Consider the following 17057-nt stretch of genomic DNA (forward strand, 5'->3'; position numbering starts at 1 on the left):
TTCGCCCTCCTCGTCTCGCCTCGGGAGATCGCCATGGCCACGCGTATCGCCGCGACCCTTCTCGCCGTGTTCCTGTCGCTGCCCGCCGCGGCCCAGCAGCCCAGCTTCGACTGCACCCGGGCGCGCCTACCCGCCGAACACGCCATCTGCCGGGATCCCGCGATCGCCGCGCTCGACCGGCGGATGGCGACGGCGTTCCGCACGACGCTCGACGGCGTCACAAGCGCCGAACGGGAACGCCGTCGCCTCGAACAGCGGACGTGGCTTGGCTGGCGCAACACCTGCGCGCGCGACGCCGCCTGCCTCGCCCGCCGCTACGGCGCGCGCATCGAGGAGTTGCTGGCCCATGGAACCCATACGCTGGTCGTCCCGCCGACCGGGATCGTGCCGCCTGCCGGGGTCACGGCCGCCACCTTCCGCCTGCGCGACGGGCGCTACGAGCGGGTCATGCCCGACGGCACCATCCACTGGGTCGCCGTGGGCGGCGGCAGCATGGGCACGGATTATGCCGATGGCCGGCCGTCCGAACTCTTCATGTTCCAGCAGGTCGGCAACGACGACTTCCCCACCCTGCCCGGCGGCGCCGGGCCTTGGAGCACGCAGTTGGAAGCGGCGCTGGACGGGCTGGTGAAACGCCTGATCGCGCCGCAGGATCATGCGCGCTACGACGAGAGCCATGCTGGCTTCTCGCCGTCGCGGCGGATCACGCACCACGTCGACGCGCTGACGTTCTTCCTCGATGATTAGGCGCGCCGCCGTGATCGCGGCCCTGCTCCTTGCGAGCGGGGTGGCCGAAGCCCAGGGGGACGCGCCCGGAGGCGGCGCGGGTGGGACCGTCTCGTCCGAACGCGTGGATCAGTTCCTCGGCGGCACAGGCTCCACGCCCGATACCGAGGGCGCGGCCGGCGCCACCGCCGACGCTCCGGACGGGCGTCCCGAGGCGCCGCGCCCCGACGTGACCGAGCCTGCGACCGCCGCGGCCTACAACGCCGCCATCCGCCGCCACTACGACTACCAGGGCACGCAGCTCGACCACCGTCTCGCGGTGCTCCGCTGGCAGCACCTGTCCTCGCAGATCATCTTCTTCGTGGTCATCTTCGTGGTGGTGCTGGGGCTCTACTTCTCGTGGATCCAGTTCCACCGCACCCCCGAGGACGCCGACCCGCAGATCACGACCATCGAGGCCTCGCATACCGGCTTCAAGATCAGCTCGCCGGTCCTCGGGGTCGTCATCCTCGCGCTGTCGCTGGGGTTCTTCTACCTCTACCTCGCGCATGTCTATCCGATCACCGAGATCTAGCCGCGCGCGCCGCCTCCTCGGACGGGCGCGCCCATGTCCGCAGCTTCCCCGCCGCCCGGTGGCCCAGCGCGGTCGGGTGCAGGCTCTCGGACGGGTCGAGCCCCACCTTCCGCCGCACCCGCGTCAGGAACAGGCCCCCGACACCGCGCCAGCTTCCGGCCGAGGGCGCCGTGCCATCGGTCTCGAACCGGTCGGCCCAGTCCGGCGGCAGGACCAGCCCCACCCGCTCGACCTGCTCCAGCATCCAGACCAGCGGCACGTTGGCGCGCGGCCGCGCCTTCTTCAGCCCCCGGAGCTGCCCGCCGAGATCGCCATGGGTGCCGCGAAACCAGACCTGCTCGATATGGTCGATTCGGTCGCCGTCAGTGCGCCAGCGGTCCAGCGCGTAGGCCCGCCGCGTCTCGTCGAGGGCCATGGCATGGAAGCCGTAATCGACCGACGCCCCCAGCCGGTGCGACCTAAAGGCGTGAACCTCGGGAAAGGCACGCCAGATCAGGGGCGCGCGGACGCCCACCGCCTGCACGGTGTCGAACACGCCGACCGCGCGGATGCGGACCTTCGGATGACAGTATTTCGCGGCGAAGCTGCGCGCCTCGGCGCGGGTGGGGTCGTTGCGGTAATGCTCGTAGGCGCGCAGGACATGCCCGATTGTGGCGTGTTCCGGCGTCAGAAGGCCGACCCGGTCGATCATCCCCGAGAGCGCGCGCACCGCGTAGGCGCCGCGCGAATATCCCAGCAGCCAGATCGTGTCGCCGGGGCGATAGACTTCGACCAGCCAGGCATAGGCCCGCCGGATCTGGCGGTTGATGCCGACGCCCGCCGCGACCTCGGGCGCATTGCGCCAGCCGCGCCATGCGATGCCCGGTTCGTAATGCAGGCCGTGGCGGTCCTGCGCCTCCAGAAGGCGGTAGATCAGCCCGATCGAGGTCTCGAACCCCGGCTCGAGCGAGGAGAGTGTGCCGTCGAGCAGAACGACATGGGCGCGGGGCTGGTCCGCCGGGCTATGGGCCGCGACCTCGCGCGCTCCACCCCGCCAGCCGCCGCGGAGGAAGGCCCCGAGGCGGCCTAGACGGCTCGGGGTTTCGTCATTCGGCGGCAATCGGTTGCTCGGCCTGTTGCAACAGCGCCCAGACGCGGCCCGGCGTGAACGGCATGTCCACCTCGCGCAGGCCCAGGTCCCAGAGCGCGTCGAGTGCCGCGTTCCCCACGGCCGCCATCGCGCCGACGGTGCCCGCCTCGCCGCAGCCCTTCATCCCGAGGACGTTGGCCGTCGACGGCACCGGCTCGGAATGGAAGTCGATCATCGGCAGCGACACCGCGCGGGGCATCCCGTAATCCATGAAGCTCGCCGTCAAAAGCTGGCCGTCCTCGTCGTAGACGACGTATTCCGACACGGCCTGTCCGATGCCCTGGGCCACGCCGCCATGCACCTGCCCCTCGGCCAGCATCGGGTTCATCAGGTTCCCGAAATCGTCGACCACGGTGTATTTCGCCACGTCGAGCTGGCCGGTCGCGCGGTCGATCTCGACCTCGCAGAGATGGCAGCCATTGGGATAGCTGCGCCCCGGAAGCGTCGTCCGCTCCTGCGTCTTCAGAAGCTGCGTCTGGCCCTTGTCACGCGCGGCCTCGGCGGCCTCCATCACCGTCATGACGGTGTTCGATCCGGTCGAGCGGAACTGGCCGTCCTCGAACGAAACCTCCTCGACCTCCAGAAGGGCCGCGACGAAAGGCGAGAACTTCTCGATCACCTTGTTCGCGGTCGCGCGGTTCGCGGTTCCCTGCGTGGTCACCGAACGCGAGCCGCCCGTGCCGCCACCCGTGGCGATCCGGTCGCTGTCGCCCTGCACGATGTCGATCAGCTCCGCGTCGATGCCTAGATCGGTGGCGAGGAACTGGCGATAGACGGTCTCGTGCCCCTGCCCGTTCGATTGCGTGCCGACATAGAGCGTGACGCGCCCATCCTCGGTGAACTCGATCTCGGCGGTCTCGGACGGATTCCCGAGGATCGACTCGATGTAGTAGCACGCACCGAGACCGCGCAGCTTGCCGCGCCCCTCGCTCTCCGCGCGGCGCGCGTCGAAGCCCGCGACATCGCCCTCGGCCAGGGCACGGTCCAGCACCCGGTCGAAATCGCCCACGTCATAGGTCTCGCCCATGGCCGTCAGGTAAGGGAAGGCGTCCACCTTGATGAAGGACTTGCGCCGCAGTTCGAACCGGTCGACGCCCAGCTCCTTGGCGGCATAGTCCATCGCGCGCTCCAGCACGAAGATCGCCTCGGGGCGGCCCGCGCCGCGATAGGCGTCGACTTGCGTGGTATTCGTGAAGACGCCGACCGAGCGCATGAAGCAGGCCTGCACGTCATAGACGCCGGGCATGACCTTCGAGAAGAGCTCCGACTGGATGTTCTGTGCGAAGCCCGAATTGTAGGCGCCCATATTGGCCACGTTTGTCGTCCGGTAGGCCACGAGCTTCAGGTCCGTGTCGAACCCCAGCTCCGCCGTCTGGATCAGATCGCGGCCCGCGTTGTCCGACAGCATCGCCTCGGAGCGGTCGCCCATCCAGCGGACCGGGCGGTCGAGCGTGCGCGCGGCATGGGCCACGAGGAACATCTCGGGATAGCTCATCGCCTTCATGCCGAAGCCGCCGCCGACATCAGGGTTCGTCACCCGGATCGCGTCCTTTTCCAGCCCCAGCACATCGGCGAGCGAGCCCTTCGGCCCCCAGACCCCCTGCCCGTTGACGCAGACATGCAGCCGGCCGTCCTCGACCTCGGCCCAGACGCCGCGCGGCTCGAGCGAGGCGCAGATGATGCGGTTGTCCTCGACCGTCAGCGTCACGACCCGGTCGGCGGCCTTCAGCGCGGCCTCGGTCGCGGCCTCGTCGCCCTTCTCGTAGCGGTAGGCCTCGTTCTCGGGCGCCTCGGGGTGGATCGCCGCGCCGCCCACGGCCACGTCCACTTTGACCGGCAGCTCGTCGATCTCGACCTCGATCAGCTCGGCCGCGTCGCGCGCCTGCTCCAGCGTGTCGGCCACGATCATCGCGATCCCCTCGCCGACGAAGCGCACCCGGCCCTTGGCTAGAAGCGGCCGGTTCGGGTCGGCGCCCTTGGTGCCGTCGGCATTGTCGGCCGGCGTCGTGTCGATGTGGTTGCGCAAGCCCGCCGCCTCGACCGCGTCGCTGGTCAGCACCAGATGCACCCCCGGCGCGGCCTCGGCCTCGGACACGTCCAGCGCCGTGACATCCCCATGCGCCACCGTCGAGCGGAGCATGTAGGCCCGCAGCGCCCCCTCGGGCGCGGTGTCGTCGACATAGCCGCCCTGCCCGGTCAGGAGGCGCGGATCCTCGGCGCGGCGGTTCGATTGGCTCAGGCCGAATTTTTCCATGGGTCTCTCCGGGCGACAGGGGGCGTCCGGCGGACATTAGCCGCGCCGCCCCCCATGTCCAGTGGCCGGACCGTCGCGGCGCGTGTGGCGCGCAGGGTTCCGTTCGCCCGCCCCACGCGCTACGTCGGCCCCAAGCGACGGAGAGCACCGATATGGCGATGGAAAAGACGTTCGACGCGGGCACGGCCGAGGCCCGCATCTCGCAGATGTGGCTGGACGCGAAGGCGTTCGCCGCCGGCGCCAACAGATCGCGCGACGAGACCTTCTCGATCGTGATCCCGCCGCCCAACGTCACCGGCTCGCTGCACATGGGCCACGCGTTCAACAACACGCTACAGGACATCCTCGTGCGCTGGCACCGGATGCGTGGCTTCGACACGCTCTGGCAGCCGGGCACGGATCACGCGGGCATCGCGACGCAGATGGTGACCGAGCGCGAGATGGCAAAGGAGACGAACGAGACCCGCGCCGAGATGGGCCGCGAGCGGTTCCTCGAACGCGTCTGGCAGCAGAAGACCCAGTCCCGTGGCACGATCATCGGCCAGCTCCAGCGCCTCGGCGCGTCCTGCGACTGGGACCGCGAGGCCTTCACCATGGGCGGCGCGCCCGGCGACCCGGACCCGACCCAGCAGAACTTCCACGACGCGGTCATCAAGGTCTTCGTCGAGATGTACGAGCAGGGCCTGATCTACCGCGGCAAGCGGCTGGTGAACTGGGACCCGCATTTCGAGACGGCGATCTCGGATCTCGAGGTCGAGAATGTCGAGACGCCGGGCCACATGTGGCATTTCAAATACCCGCTCGCGGGGGGCGCGACCTACGAATATGTCGAACGCGACGAGGACGGCGCGGTCCTGTTTACCGAAACACGCGACTACATCTCCATCGCCACGACCCGCCCCGAGACGATGCTGGGCGACGGCGCGGTCGCCGTCCATCCCGACGACGCGCGCTATGCCCCCATTGTCGGCCAACTTTGCGAGATCCCGGTCGGGCCGAAGGAGCATCGCCGCCTGATCCCCATCGTCACCGACGAGTATCCCGATGCCAGCTTCGGCTCGGGCGCGGTCAAGATCACCGGCGCCCATGATTTCAACGACTACGAGGTCGCCAAGCGTCAGGGCATCCCGCTCTACCGGCTGATGGATACCAAGGCCGCGATGCGCAACGATGGCGTGCCCTATGCGGAGGCCGCGGGGATCGCGATGGCCGTGGCCAAGGGTCAGCGCGAACTGACCATGGCCGAGGCCGACGCCATCAATCTCGTGCCCGACCACCTGCGCGGGCTCGACCGGTTCGAGGCGCGCGCCCGCGTCGTCAAGGAGATCACGGCCGAGGGCCTCGCCGTGATGGTCCCCGCCACCGATCCGCGCCTGGGCCGCGGTGCGGCCTCCGCCGGCAAGGCTGCGACGGGCGAGCCGCCGCTCAGCCCCGAAGAAGGCGGCGAGATGCGCACCGATGCCGAGGAACTCGTGCCGCTGGTCGAAGCCAAGCCCATCCAGCAGCCGTTCGGCGACCGCTCGAAGGTGGTGATCGAGCCGATGCTGACCGACCAGTGGTTCGTGGACACCGCCAAGATCGTCGGACCCGCCATCGAGGCGGTCGAGGACGGCACCGTGCGCATCCTGCCGGAGGCCGACAAGAAGGTCTATTTCCACTGGCTGCGGAACATCGAGCCCTGGTGCATCTCGCGCCAGGTCTGGTGGGGGCACCGGATCCCGGTGTGGTATGGGCCGTCGGTCGAAATGCTCACAGGTTCCGGGTCGAACGAGAATAAATCGTTCTGCGCACCGACGTTTGAAGCCGCCAGAGAGCAAGCGAAGGCCTTCTACAGCCCCCATCTTGACGAGGCGGTCGTGTTTGATGTGGACGAGCGTGACGCGATCCCCTTCGAGACTTTGGATGAACAGAAGGCGATGATCGAGATGCTCCGCCGCCATGGCCCGGGGGAATTCGATGAAGTCAACTCACATGATGAGCTGCAAGACTTCGACTGTGGCGGTGTATCCTTTAGATATGACCGAGTTCGAGGCGTGCGGAAACATACTGCACTTCTCGCCCGCGACCCCGACGTGCTCGACACCTGGTTCTCGTCGGGCCTCTGGCCACTGGGCACGCTCGGCTGGCCCGAGGAGACCGATGCGCTGGACCGCTACTTCCCCACCTCGGTCCTGATCACCGGCTTCGACATCCTGTTCTTCTGGGTCGCCCGGATGATGATGATGCAGCTCGCCGTCACCGATCAGGCGCGGCCCGTAGCAGAGCGCGTGCCCTTCCGCGACGTCTACGTCCACGCGCTCGTCCGCGACGAGCAGGGCAAGAAGATGTCGAAATCGCTCGGCAACGTGCTCGACCCGCTGGACCTGATCGACGAGTACGGCGCCGACGCCGTCCGCTTCACGCTGGCCTCGATGGCGGCGATGGGCCGCGATCTGAAGCTGTCGACCCAACGCATCGCGGGCTATCGCAACTTCGGCACCAAGCTCTGGAACGCGGTCCGCTTCGCCGAGATGAACGGTGTGAGCTTCGCCCCAGATGGCGTTGATCTTCCAAGGAAACTCGATCTCACGGTCAACCGCTGGATCGTGGGCGAGACGGCGCGCGCCCGCATGGACGTGGACGCCGCCCTCGCCGCCTACCGCTTCGACGATGCGGCCAGCGCGCTCTATCGCTTCGTCTGGAACGTCGTCTGCGACTGGTATGTCGAATTCTCGAAGCCCCTCCTTCAGGACGAGGGGTCCGCCGAGACGCAGGCCACCATGGCCTGGGTGCTCGAGCAATGCATGGTCATGCTCCACCCGTTCATGCCCTTCGTGACCGAGGAGCTCTGGTCGACCACCGGCCATGACGGGATGCTGGTCCATGGCGACTGGCCCGAGGCCCTGACCGACGCGGTTGTCGACCCCGCGTCCGAGGCCGAGATGCGCTGGGTGATCGGCTTCATCGAGGCCGTCCGGTCGGCCCGCGCCCAGATGAACGTGCCCGCAGGCGCCGTCATCCCTGTCGTCGCGGTCGAATGGGACGACGCGGCCCGCGCGGCGGCCGAAACGAACCTCAGCCTGATCCGGCGGCTCGCCCGGATCGAGGGCATTTCCGAAGGCGCCGCACCCAAGGGCGCGATCGCGGTCACAGCCGGCGGCGGGCGCTTCGCGCTGCCCTTGGGCGACGTGATCGACGTCGCCGCCGAACGCGCCCGGCTGGAAAAGCAAGCGCTCAAGCTCGGCAAGGAGATCAAGGGCATGGAGGGCCGGGTGAACAATCCCAACTTCGCCGCCTCTGCCCCGCCCGAGGTCGTCGAGGAGACCCGCGCCAACCTCGCGGCGCGGCGCGACGATGCCGACGCGATCCAGCGCGCGCTGGACAGTCTTGCGGAACTCGGGTGATTCCGGGGGGTGTCCTTCAACATCCTCATCATCGGCCAGCGCGGCCGACTGACCCATGAGGCGGCGCTCTTCGCCGCGACGCTGCGCCACAACGCGCCCGGCTGGTCGGGCCGCCTTCTCGTGGGCGAGCCGCAGCCGGGGCCGCGCTGGCCGGACGACCCGCGCATCCCCTCCGGCCCGCAGCGCGCGCTGCTGGAGGAGTTGGGCGCCGAGATCATGCCTTTCGAGACGCGTCACTTCGGGTCGTATTACCCGCATGGCAACAAGATCGAGGCGCTGGCCGCGATGCCGCCCGGCCCGTTCCTCTTCATGGATACCGACACCGTCATCACCGCCGATCTCTCGGAGCTGCAGATCGACTTCGCCCGCCCGGCCGCGAGCCTGAAGCGCGAGGGGACGTGGCCCACGCCTGAACTTTATGGACCCGGTTTCAACGAGATATGGGGCGATCTTCATGTGCGGCGCGGCGCACGGCTTGCCGACACGATCGACCCCGAGGAGCCGGACGAGCATTGGCGTCGCTATCTCTATTTCAACGCTGGCTGGTTCTTCGGCGACGACCCGCAGGCCTTCCACCGCGCCTTTCTCGACGCGGCGCTCATGATCCGGGACGACCCGCCCGAAAGCCTCGTCTGCCAGGAGCTCGACCCCTGGCTTGACCAGGCCGCGCTGCCGCTGGCGATCCACGAGTTGGGGGGCGGGCGACCGGGGTCGCGCCCGCAGGACAAGGGCGGCATCGCCGACGGCCTGCTCGATGGAAGCCACAGCTTCCACTATCGCTTCCTGCCGCTGATGTACGCGACCGCCCCCGATCACGTCATCGCCGCGACCGAGGCCGCGACCGCACCGAACCGGGTCAAGAAGGTCCTGAAGGAATACGAGCCGTTCCGGCGGTTCCTTTACCAGCCGAAGGGCGCGAAGGCGCGCGCGATGTTCGACCGCGGCGACCTCCCCCGCAAGGAACAGGCGATCCGGAACCGTCTGAAGCGCGAAGGGCTCTGGCTGCGCTGAAAGGTCTTCGGCGAAGACCTTCCCGAGGCTTTTCGCCGAGAAGCCTTGCCCCCGCTCAGAAGTTCGACAGGCTCGCCCGGGCCGCGGTGCCGTAGCGTTCGGCCACCAAGGCCTGCATGTCGCCCGAGACCTTGCCCGCCCCGCCCCAGTCCAGCGTCACGCGGCAGCCATCCGGATCCGAGGCGAAACCCGCGATCAATTCGGTGCGCCCGCCCAACCGCCAGTCGAGTGCGACGCGCGAGGCCGTCCGCGTCGTGATCCGCGCCCAGTCCGCGCCCGAGCCGTCATACATCACCTCGTGCAGCCGGTCGCCGCGCCAACCGATCGAGCGTGGCAATGCGCCCGCCCCCATGGCCGAGAACGACAGCTGCGCCACCGGCCACCAGAGGGCGACGTCATCGATGAAGAGGCGGCGGGCGTCGTCGGGCGAGAGACGCACGACGAGGCCGGGCAGATCGGGTCGACGCTCGGTCAGGTCGCCCAGCCAGACGACCAGCGGCTCGGCCCCGCCGGGCGTCAGGCCGTAGATGTTGCGTGTCCCCTGACGTCGCATCGACACCAGCCCCGCATCGAGCAGGACCTTCAGATGCTGGCTGACCGCGGGCCGGGTGACGGGCATCGGCTCGGCGATCCGCGCGACCGGCAGAGGGCCGTCACGCAGACGGTCCAGCACGGCGCGGCGGGTGGGATCGGCCAGCGCCGTCAGGATGGCGCCATGCGCTGTGTCGTCGTTCATGCGTCGAGGGTATTCACCCCGCGTCGGGGGTGGTCAACGGGCGCCGCCGCTGTGCTCACGCCACGGCACCGTTCCGCCCAGAGCACCGCGGAACGGGTCGTGAACCCCGATGGCCGCCCTGCCTTGAAGCCCATGGCGACGGCGCATAGGTTCGCGTCCAAGCACCGGCGCGACAGTCGCGACCGGTCGAGGCAAAGGGCAGCTCCATGCGCGATCCAGTCGACCACTTCCAGAACAACCTCGTGCCCATGGTGGTCGAGCAGACCAGCCGCGGCGAACGGGCCTACGACATCTTCTCGCGCCTCCTCAAGGAGCGGATCATCTTCGTGAACGGCCCCGTCCATGACGGCATGAGCCAGCTCATCGTGGCGCAACTGCTGCATCTCGAGGCGGAGAACCCGTCGAAGGAGATCAGCATGTACATCAACTCGCCCGGCGGCAGCGTCATCGCGGGGATGAGTATCTACGACACGATGCAGTATATTCGTCCGAAGGTCTCGACGCTGATTTGCGGCCTCGCGGCGTCCATGGGCTCGGTTATCGCGATCGGCGGCGAGAAGGGCATGCGCTTCGCGCTTCCGAATTCCGAGATCCTCGTGCACCAGCCCTCGGGCGGATCGCAAGGCACCGCAGCCGACATCCTGATCTCCGCCCGCCATATCGAACAGACGCGCGAGCGGTTCTACCAGCTCTATATGAAGCACACCGGCCAGGACTACGATACGGTCCAGAAGGCGCTAGATCGTGACTTGTGGATGACCCCGCAGGAGGCCAAGGACTGGGGCCATATCGACGAGATCGTCGAGACCCGCGCCGAGGCCGCCGACGCCGTCAAGGACAGCTGATACGAAGGGTGTCCGGCCCGCGCCGGGCACCCGCACCCCCTGATGCGCTTCCGCCACGGGAGACGTGCAGGCACGGGATTTCTGCATTGTGGCTCCGGGCGATCCTGCCTAGGCTTTCGGCAGAGAAGAGCTTTTTCATCCGCGGCACGGACCGCGCGGCCGATCGTCGGAGCAGGACGGTCAAGGCCAGGGAGGCACGACGATGGCCAATAACCAGGGGTCCGGCGACGGCAAGAACACCCTCTACTGCAGCTTCTGCGGCAAGTCCCAGCACGAGGTCCGCAAGCTGATCGCGGGTCCGACGGTGTTCATCTGCGACGAATGCGTCGAGCTCTGCATGGACATCATCCGCGAGGAGACGAAGGCCGCCGGCCTGAAATCCGCGGAAGGCACCCCCACCCCGCGCGAGATCTGCGGTGTGCTGGACGACTACGTGATCGGGCAGGAGCACGCCAAGCGCGTCCTCTCGGTGGCGGTCCATAACCACTACAAGCGGCTCGACCATTCCGACAAATCCGACATCGAACTGGCCAAGTCGAACATCCTGCTGATCGGCCCCACGGGCTGCGGCAAGACGCTGCTGGCCCAGACGCTGGCCCGCATCCTCGACGTGCCGTTCACGATGGCCGATGCGACGACCCTGACCGAAGCCGGCTATGTGGGCGAGGATGTCGAGAACATCATCCTCAAGCTCTTGCAGGCGTCGGAGTACAACGTCGAGCGGGCGCAGCGCGGCATCGTCTATATCGACGAGGTCGACAAGATCACCCGCAAGTCCGACAACCCGTCGATCACCCGCGACGTGTCGGGCGAAGGCGTGCAGCAAGCGCTTCTGAAGATCATGGAAGGCACTGTCGCCTCCGTGCCGCCGCAGGGCGGGCGCAAGCACCCCCAGCAGGAATTCCTGCAGGTCGACACGACGAACATCCTATTCGTCTGCGGCGGCGCCTTCGCGGGTCTCGACAAGATCATCGCGCAGCGCGGCAAAGGGTCCAGCATGGGCTTCGGTGCCGAGGTTCGCGCGCCCGACGAGAAATCCGTGGGCGAGTTCTTCAAGGAGCTGGAGCCCGAGGACCTGCTGAAGTTCGGCCTGATCCCGGAATTCGTCGGTCGCCTGCCCGTCATCGCGACGCTGACCGATCTCGACGAGGAAGCGCTCGTCATCATCCTGACGCAGCCGAAGAACGCGCTGGTCAAGCAGTACCAGCGCCTGTTCGATCTCGAGGGCGTGACGCTCAGCTTCACCGACGACGCGCTTCAGGCCATCGCCCAGCGCGCCATCGAGCGGAAGACGGGTGCCCGCGGCCTGCGGTCGATCATGGAGGACATCCTGCTCGACACGATGTTCGAATTGCCCGGCCTCGACACCGTGGACGAGGTGGTCGTGAACGAGGAAGCCGTGCGACGCGAGGTCAAGCCGCTGCTGATCCACTCGGAGGACAAGGCCGAGCCCGAGTCGGCCGAAGCCGGCTGACGGCACTCGAAATTGCGACTTTGATCGGCCCGCGCCCGTCGCGGGACGTTTAGTGTCAAAATACACTGGCGCATTTGCATAAACCGTGGCCCACCCGGATGCAGCCAACCCTGTATGCGGGTTTGGCCAGCCACAGCGCCGAATTGCGTCTAAACCTACCTGCGCATTTGCATGAATCGAGATTGAGCCCGATGGCCAAACCCCTATTTGTCAATTCAACTTGACAGATCGGACCCCGGCAGTGCTGGACACATTATCCCTCGAAACCATGGCTGCCGTATTCGACGACAGCACCGACTGCGTGAAGCTCATCGATACCGAGGGGCGCGTGCAGTGGATGAACCTGAACGGCCGCTGCAGCATGGAAATCGACGATTTCGACAAGGTGCGCGGAACCGAGTGGGCACTCTTCTGGCCGCTGGAATACACCACGCAGGTACAGTCGATCTACAGCCGCCCCGACCCGAAGACGACGAACTTCTCGGCCTTCTGCCCGACCGCCAAGGGTTCGCCGCGCTGGTGGGACGTGACCGTCTCGCCGGTCAACGCGTCGGACGGGGCACCGGCCGGGTTCCTCGCGATTTCGCGGGACGTGACCGAGCGCGAGAGGGCGGCCAAGCAGATGGAGCTGATGCTGGCCGAGATGCGGCATCGCCAGAAGAACACCGTCGCGCTGACCGCGACGCTGCTCAATCTGCACAAGCGAAAATATCCCGAGGCCGCGCGCTTCGCCCGCGACATGACCGCGCGCCTTCAGGCGCTTATGGCTGCGCAGGAGACGATCGGCGTGGCCGACCGCGACGGCGCCTATCTCGACAGCGTGCTGCCGCCGCTGTTCTACCCGTTGGCCGACCCCGCGAGCGTGGTGTCGATCCGTATCGAGAGCGGCATGTTCATCCCGCCGCGGCAGGTGGATCTCGTCAGCATCATCTTCGGCGAGTTGGCCATCAACGCCAGCAAGCACGGCGCCTTGAAGGCGGGCGGCACGCTGCGCGTGACCGGCATGCCGTGTGGCGACGGGATCGAACTGATCTGGACCGAGACCCTGCCCGAGGCACGGACCGGGGATATCGGCCTTGGCGACGGGCTCGACCTGATGAACCGGATCGCCGAGATGAACGGCGTGCGGTTCGAGATGGACTGGCTCGAATGCGGCCTGCGCGTGACGCTCGTTCTGCCCACGGGCACGCGGATCTGAACCGGCCCCCTGTCCGGGCCGCGCCGCCGGGCTAACTGGCGGCGCATGAAGGACAATCCCGACCCCCTCTTTCCGCCCACCCGCGACGCGGCGCTCGCACGGCTCGAGGCCTTCGCGCCCAAGGCCGGACGCGACTATGCCGCCGGTCGCAACCACGACCTGCCGGGCCATCCGCATGTCTCGACCCTCTCGCCCTGGATCCGCCACCGCGCGCTGACCGAGGCCGAGGTGGCCGCGGCCACGCTCGACCGCTTCGCCGCATCCACCGCGCAGAAGTTCCTGTCGGAGGTGCTGTGGCGCACCTATTTCAAGGGCTATCTCGAACGCCGCCCCGGTCTCTGGTCCGGCTACCTGCACGGCCTCGACGTGGCGCGGAACAGGCTGGCCACGGAATCGGGCCTCCGCGCCCGCTGGGAGGCGGCCTGCGGCGGCGAGACCGGCATCGATGCGTATGACCACTGGGCGGCCGAGCTGACCGGCACCGGATATCTGCACAATCACGCGCGGATGTGGTTCGCCTCCATCTGGATGCACACGCTCGAATTGCCGTGGGAGCTGGGGGCGGACTTCTTCCTGCGCCACCTGCTCGACGGCGACCCGGCGTCGAACACGCTGTCGTGGCGCTGGGTCGGCGGGCTGCACACGCGCGGCAAGACCTACCGGGCGCGCGCCTCGAATATCGGGAAATATACCGGCGGGCGGTTCGATACCGAGGCGCTGGGCCACCGGCTCGCCACCACGGCCGAGCCACAGGACGGACCGCCGCCGCCCGACCCGATCGACATGCCCGAGGATGCGAGCCTGCCCGGCGGCCGGGTCGGGCTTTTGCTGCACGAGGACGATCTGCATCCCGATTTCCTGATGGCGCGCGGACTCGACCCCGCCGGTGTCGCGGTGCTGATCGCGCCCGCCGGACGCTCGCCCCTGGCCGTCTCGCGCCAGGTCCACGACTTCACCCGCGCACTGGCCGAGGATGCCGCGGTACGCCTTGGCGCGACTGGCCCGGTGACCGAAGACGGCGCGGAAATCGCGCGCTGGGCCAAGGGGTTCGACCATGTCGTGAGCCCCTACGCCCCGGTCGGTCCCGCGCGGATGGCGCTCAACGCGCTGAACATCGCGACCATCCGACCGCTGCGCGCCTGGGACGCCGCAGCCTGGCCCCACGCGACCGCGGGCTTCTTCAAGGTGAAGGGCAAGATGGCCACGATCCTGGAGACAATCCCGCAGGATATGGGCGTCTGACACGCGACGGGTTCACAGGATTCCACTTATGCGCTACCGTCACGCCAAGGCAGGATCGATCAACGGTCCGCCAGAGGCAGTGGCAGAGCACGGGGCGCAGACAGTGCGACAGGCAACCAACGGGGCGTTCGCGCCCAATTCCACCATTCGTTTTCTCACCGGCGTCGCGCTGATCGCGCTGGTTGCGGGCTGTCAGGCCGCCAATACCGGCGGTGACGCGACCCGTGCCGCCCCGGCCTCGTCCAGCGTCCAGCTCATCGAACGGGACGTCGAGGCGCCCGAGGTTTTCCAGGCGAAGGACCGCGCGCTCTGGGACGGGCGTCCGTCGCTCGGCGGTGTCTGGGTCGCGGCCCCCGACGTGACCGACCCCGAGCGGGTCATCATCCGCAACGAGGCGAACGGCAAGTTCGTCATCGGCGCGCTCTTCAAGCGCGAGCGGGCCAATCCCGGCCCCGCGCTGCAGCTTTCGTCGGATGCCGCCGCCGCCCTCGGCGTGCTGGCCGGCGCGCCGACCTCGATCGACGTGGTGGCCCTGCGCCGCGAGGAGGTCTCCGAGCCGAGCCCCGCCCCCGCAGCATCGGCCCCCGTGGCCGTCGCCGAGGCCGAGCCCGCCGCACTCGAGGAAGAAATCGTCCAGACGGCCGAGGCCCCCACGGCCGAGGCCGAGATCGGGGCCGAGGCGCTCGACGCTATCGGGGCCGCCGCCGAGGCCGAGCGTGCCCTGGCCGCCGACGCCGCCGAGCGGACGCCCACAGCCCAGCCGGAGCGCCGCCTCAACTGGTTCCAGCGCATGGCCCGCAGCCGCCAGGATCGTCGCGCCGCCCGTGAGGCCGCCGCCGCCGAACTGACCGCCGAGGCCGTGCCGACCGAGATGAACGCCGGCATCCTCGAGCCGCCGGTCGCCACGGCGGCCGCCGCGCCCGTCACGACCAGCGCCATCGCCGCGACCACCGCGTCCGGCACGCCGACGCGCGCGCCCGCCCCCGTTGCCGGGATCGAGCGGGCCTATGTCCAGATCGGCATCTTCTCGGTCGAGGAAAACGCCCGCAACACCGCCACCGCGCTTTCGGGTGCGGGCGTCGTGCCGACGGTGCTTGAAGAAAGCAGCCGGGGCCGCACGTTCTGGCGGGTGATCGTGGGGCCGTCGACGACCTCCTCGGACCGGGCGGCGGTAATCCGCAAGGCCAAGGGTCTGGGCTTCACCGACGCTTTCGCCGTCCGCGGGTAGCGGCCATATCGGGGCGAAGAACCGTAACCCGCCGCCGACCGCGGCCGCACGACCGGAGAGCCCTGCCATGCTCCGCCCTTTTCTCGCCGCCCTTCTGATCTCCGCCCCCGCCTGGGCCCAGGAATTCGCCACCGAGGCGGGCTCCGCCTTCGTGGTCGATCACAACACGGGCCAGGTGCTTCTGTCGAAGAACGCGCAGGTGCCCCTGCCCCCGGCCTCGATGTCGAAGCTGATGACGCTCAACATGGTGTTCGAGGCGCTGGAAGACGGGCGCCTGACGCTCGACACCGAGCTTCCGGTTTCCGAAGAGGCGGCGGCCTATGGCGGCTCGACCATGTTCCTCGACACCCGCGACCGCGTCCGGGTCGAGGACCTGATCCGCGGCGTCGTCGTCCTGTCGGGCAATGACGCGACCGCCGTCCTCGCCGAGGCGATCTCGCCCGACGGCACCGAAGACGGCTTCGCGCAGATGATGACCGACCGCGCCCGCGAGCTGGGGATGATGAATTCGGTCTTCCGCAACTCCAACGGCTGGCCCGCGCCGGGCCATGTCATGTCGATGGAGGATCTCGCGATCCTGGCCGAGCGGCTGGTGACGGAATTCCCGCAATACTATCCCTATTTCGCCGAGCGGGAGTACGATTTCGACGGCCGCTCGCCCTCGAACCGCTTCAATCGCAACCCGCTCCTGCGGCTCGATATCGGGGCCGACGGCCTCAAGACCGGCCACACGCAGGAGGCGGGCTACGGCCTCGTCGGCAGCGCGGTGCAGGGCGACCGGCGCGTGACCTTCGTGATCTCGGGCCTCGAAACCGAGGCCGCCCGCGCCGCCGAGAGCGAGCGCATTGTGAACTGGGCCTTCCGGCAATTCGCCGAGGCGCGGCTGCTGGACGACACCTCGGACCCGGTCTTCGATGCCGAGGTCTTCATGGGCGAATCCCCCACCGTGGCCCTGGTCCCGACCGATGGCGTGACCCTTCTTCTGCCGGTCACGGGCCGCGAGGCCGTGCAGGGCGAGATCGTCTATGACGGCCCGCTCGAAGCGCCGATTGCCGCCGGGGATCAACTGGCCACGATGACCCTGACCCATCCCGGCGTCGCCGATCACGAGGTCGCGCTGGTCGCCGCCACGGATGTCGGCCGCGCGGGACCGCTGCGCCGCGTCCAGATCGCGGGGGGCCGGGTCATTGGCGAGGTGCTGGGCTCGGCGCTCGAACGCTTCGAATAGGGCGCGATCCGGGGGCCGATCGCCCCTCG

General features: G+C 68.5%; 13 protein-coding genes. 10 read left to right on the forward strand and 3 right to left on the reverse strand.

Features of this window, described 5'->3' with window-relative positions:
- Window positions 1–33: 33 nt before the first annotated feature.
- Both Q0833_RS09190 and Q0833_RS09195 read left to right on the forward strand, forming a co-directional pair.
- Complete coding sequence (locus Q0833_RS09190) at window positions 34–747, forward strand: hypothetical protein (protein ID WP_298432991.1); 714 nt, start codon at window positions 34–36, stop codon at window positions 745–747.
- A complete protein-coding gene (locus Q0833_RS09195) occupies window positions 740–1300 on the forward strand; it encodes a hypothetical protein (protein WP_298432995.1) in 561 nt (186 codons plus the stop codon). The genes Q0833_RS09190 and Q0833_RS09195 overlap by 8 nt, the downstream gene beginning before the upstream one ends.
- Here Q0833_RS09195 and Q0833_RS09200 read toward each other — a convergent pair.
- Both Q0833_RS09200 and Q0833_RS09205 read right to left on the reverse strand, forming a co-directional pair.
- A complete protein-coding gene (locus Q0833_RS09200; protein WP_298432998.1) occupies window positions 1287–2399 on the reverse strand; it encodes a DUF2235 domain-containing protein in 1113 nt (370 codons plus the stop codon). The genes Q0833_RS09195 and Q0833_RS09200 overlap by 14 nt on opposite strands.
- Complete coding sequence (locus tag Q0833_RS09205; RefSeq protein ID WP_298433001.1) at window positions 2386–4683, reverse strand: xanthine dehydrogenase family protein molybdopterin-binding subunit; 2298 nt, start codon at window positions 4681–4683, stop codon at window positions 2386–2388. Before Q0833_RS09205 ends, Q0833_RS09200 begins: the two co-directional genes overlap by 14 nt.
- Before the next feature lie 152 nt (window positions 4684–4835).
- Here Q0833_RS09205 and Q0833_RS09210 point away from each other — a divergent pair, with 152 nt between their 5' ends.
- Both Q0833_RS09210 and Q0833_RS09215 read left to right on the forward strand, forming a co-directional pair.
- Window positions 4836–8066: a valine--tRNA ligase gene (locus Q0833_RS09210; RefSeq protein WP_298433004.1), complete on the forward strand. Its 3231-nt coding sequence runs from the start codon at window positions 4836–4838 to the stop codon at window positions 8064–8066.
- 9 nt (window positions 8067–8075) lie between these two features.
- Window positions 8076–9077: a hypothetical protein gene (locus Q0833_RS09215; RefSeq protein ID WP_298433006.1), complete on the forward strand. Its 1002-nt coding sequence runs from the start codon at window positions 8076–8078 to the stop codon at window positions 9075–9077.
- Window positions 9078–9132: 55 nt separating this feature from the next.
- Here the strand turns inward: Q0833_RS09215 and Q0833_RS09220 are convergent, their stop codons facing one another.
- Entirely contained in the window at window positions 9133–9813 is a 681-nt protein-coding gene (locus Q0833_RS09220) for a metalloregulator ArsR/SmtB family transcription factor (RefSeq protein WP_298433009.1), read from the reverse strand.
- Window positions 9814–10019: 206 nt separating this feature from the next.
- Here Q0833_RS09220 and Q0833_RS09225 point away from each other — a divergent pair, with 206 nt between their 5' ends.
- The 6 genes from Q0833_RS09225 to Q0833_RS09250 all read left to right on the forward strand — a co-directional run bounded on the left by Q0833_RS09225 (window position 10020) and on the right by Q0833_RS09250 (window position 17028).
- Window positions 10020–10658 carry an ATP-dependent Clp protease proteolytic subunit gene (locus tag Q0833_RS09225; protein ID WP_298433012.1) on the forward strand — a complete coding sequence of 213 codons (639 nt, stop codon included), beginning with the start codon at window positions 10020–10022 and terminating at the stop codon, window positions 10656–10658.
- A gap of 202 nt (window positions 10659–10860) precedes the next feature.
- Window positions 10861–12132: an ATP-dependent Clp protease ATP-binding subunit ClpX gene (clpX, locus tag Q0833_RS09230; RefSeq protein ID WP_298433015.1), complete on the forward strand. Its 1272-nt coding sequence runs from the start codon at window positions 10861–10863 to the stop codon at window positions 12130–12132.
- 268 nt (window positions 12133–12400) lie between these two features.
- On the forward strand, window positions 12401–13330 hold the full coding sequence (locus tag Q0833_RS09235; protein ID WP_298433018.1) for a PAS domain-containing protein: 930 nt from the start codon (window positions 12401–12403) through the stop codon (window positions 13328–13330).
- Between the two features lie 45 nt (window positions 13331–13375).
- Window positions 13376–14572 (forward strand): FAD-binding domain-containing protein, encoded by a 1197-nt coding sequence (locus Q0833_RS09240; protein ID WP_298433021.1) that lies wholly within the window; start codon window positions 13376–13378, stop codon window positions 14570–14572.
- A 103-nt stretch (window positions 14573–14675) separates the two neighbouring features.
- The gene (locus Q0833_RS09245) at window positions 14676–15800 is read left to right on the forward strand and encodes an SPOR domain-containing protein (RefSeq protein WP_298433025.1); all 1125 of its coding nucleotides are present in this window, start codon (window positions 14676–14678) and stop codon (window positions 15798–15800) included.
- 67 nt (window positions 15801–15867) lie between these two features.
- Window positions 15868–17028: a D-alanyl-D-alanine carboxypeptidase family protein gene (locus Q0833_RS09250; RefSeq protein ID WP_298433028.1), complete on the forward strand. Its 1161-nt coding sequence runs from the start codon at window positions 15868–15870 to the stop codon at window positions 17026–17028.
- Window positions 17029–17057: the final 29 nt, after the last annotated feature.

The sequence above is a fragment of the uncultured Jannaschia sp. genome, assembly GCF_947503795.1.
Classification (GTDB): domain Bacteria; phylum Pseudomonadota; class Alphaproteobacteria; order Rhodobacterales; family Rhodobacteraceae; genus Jannaschia.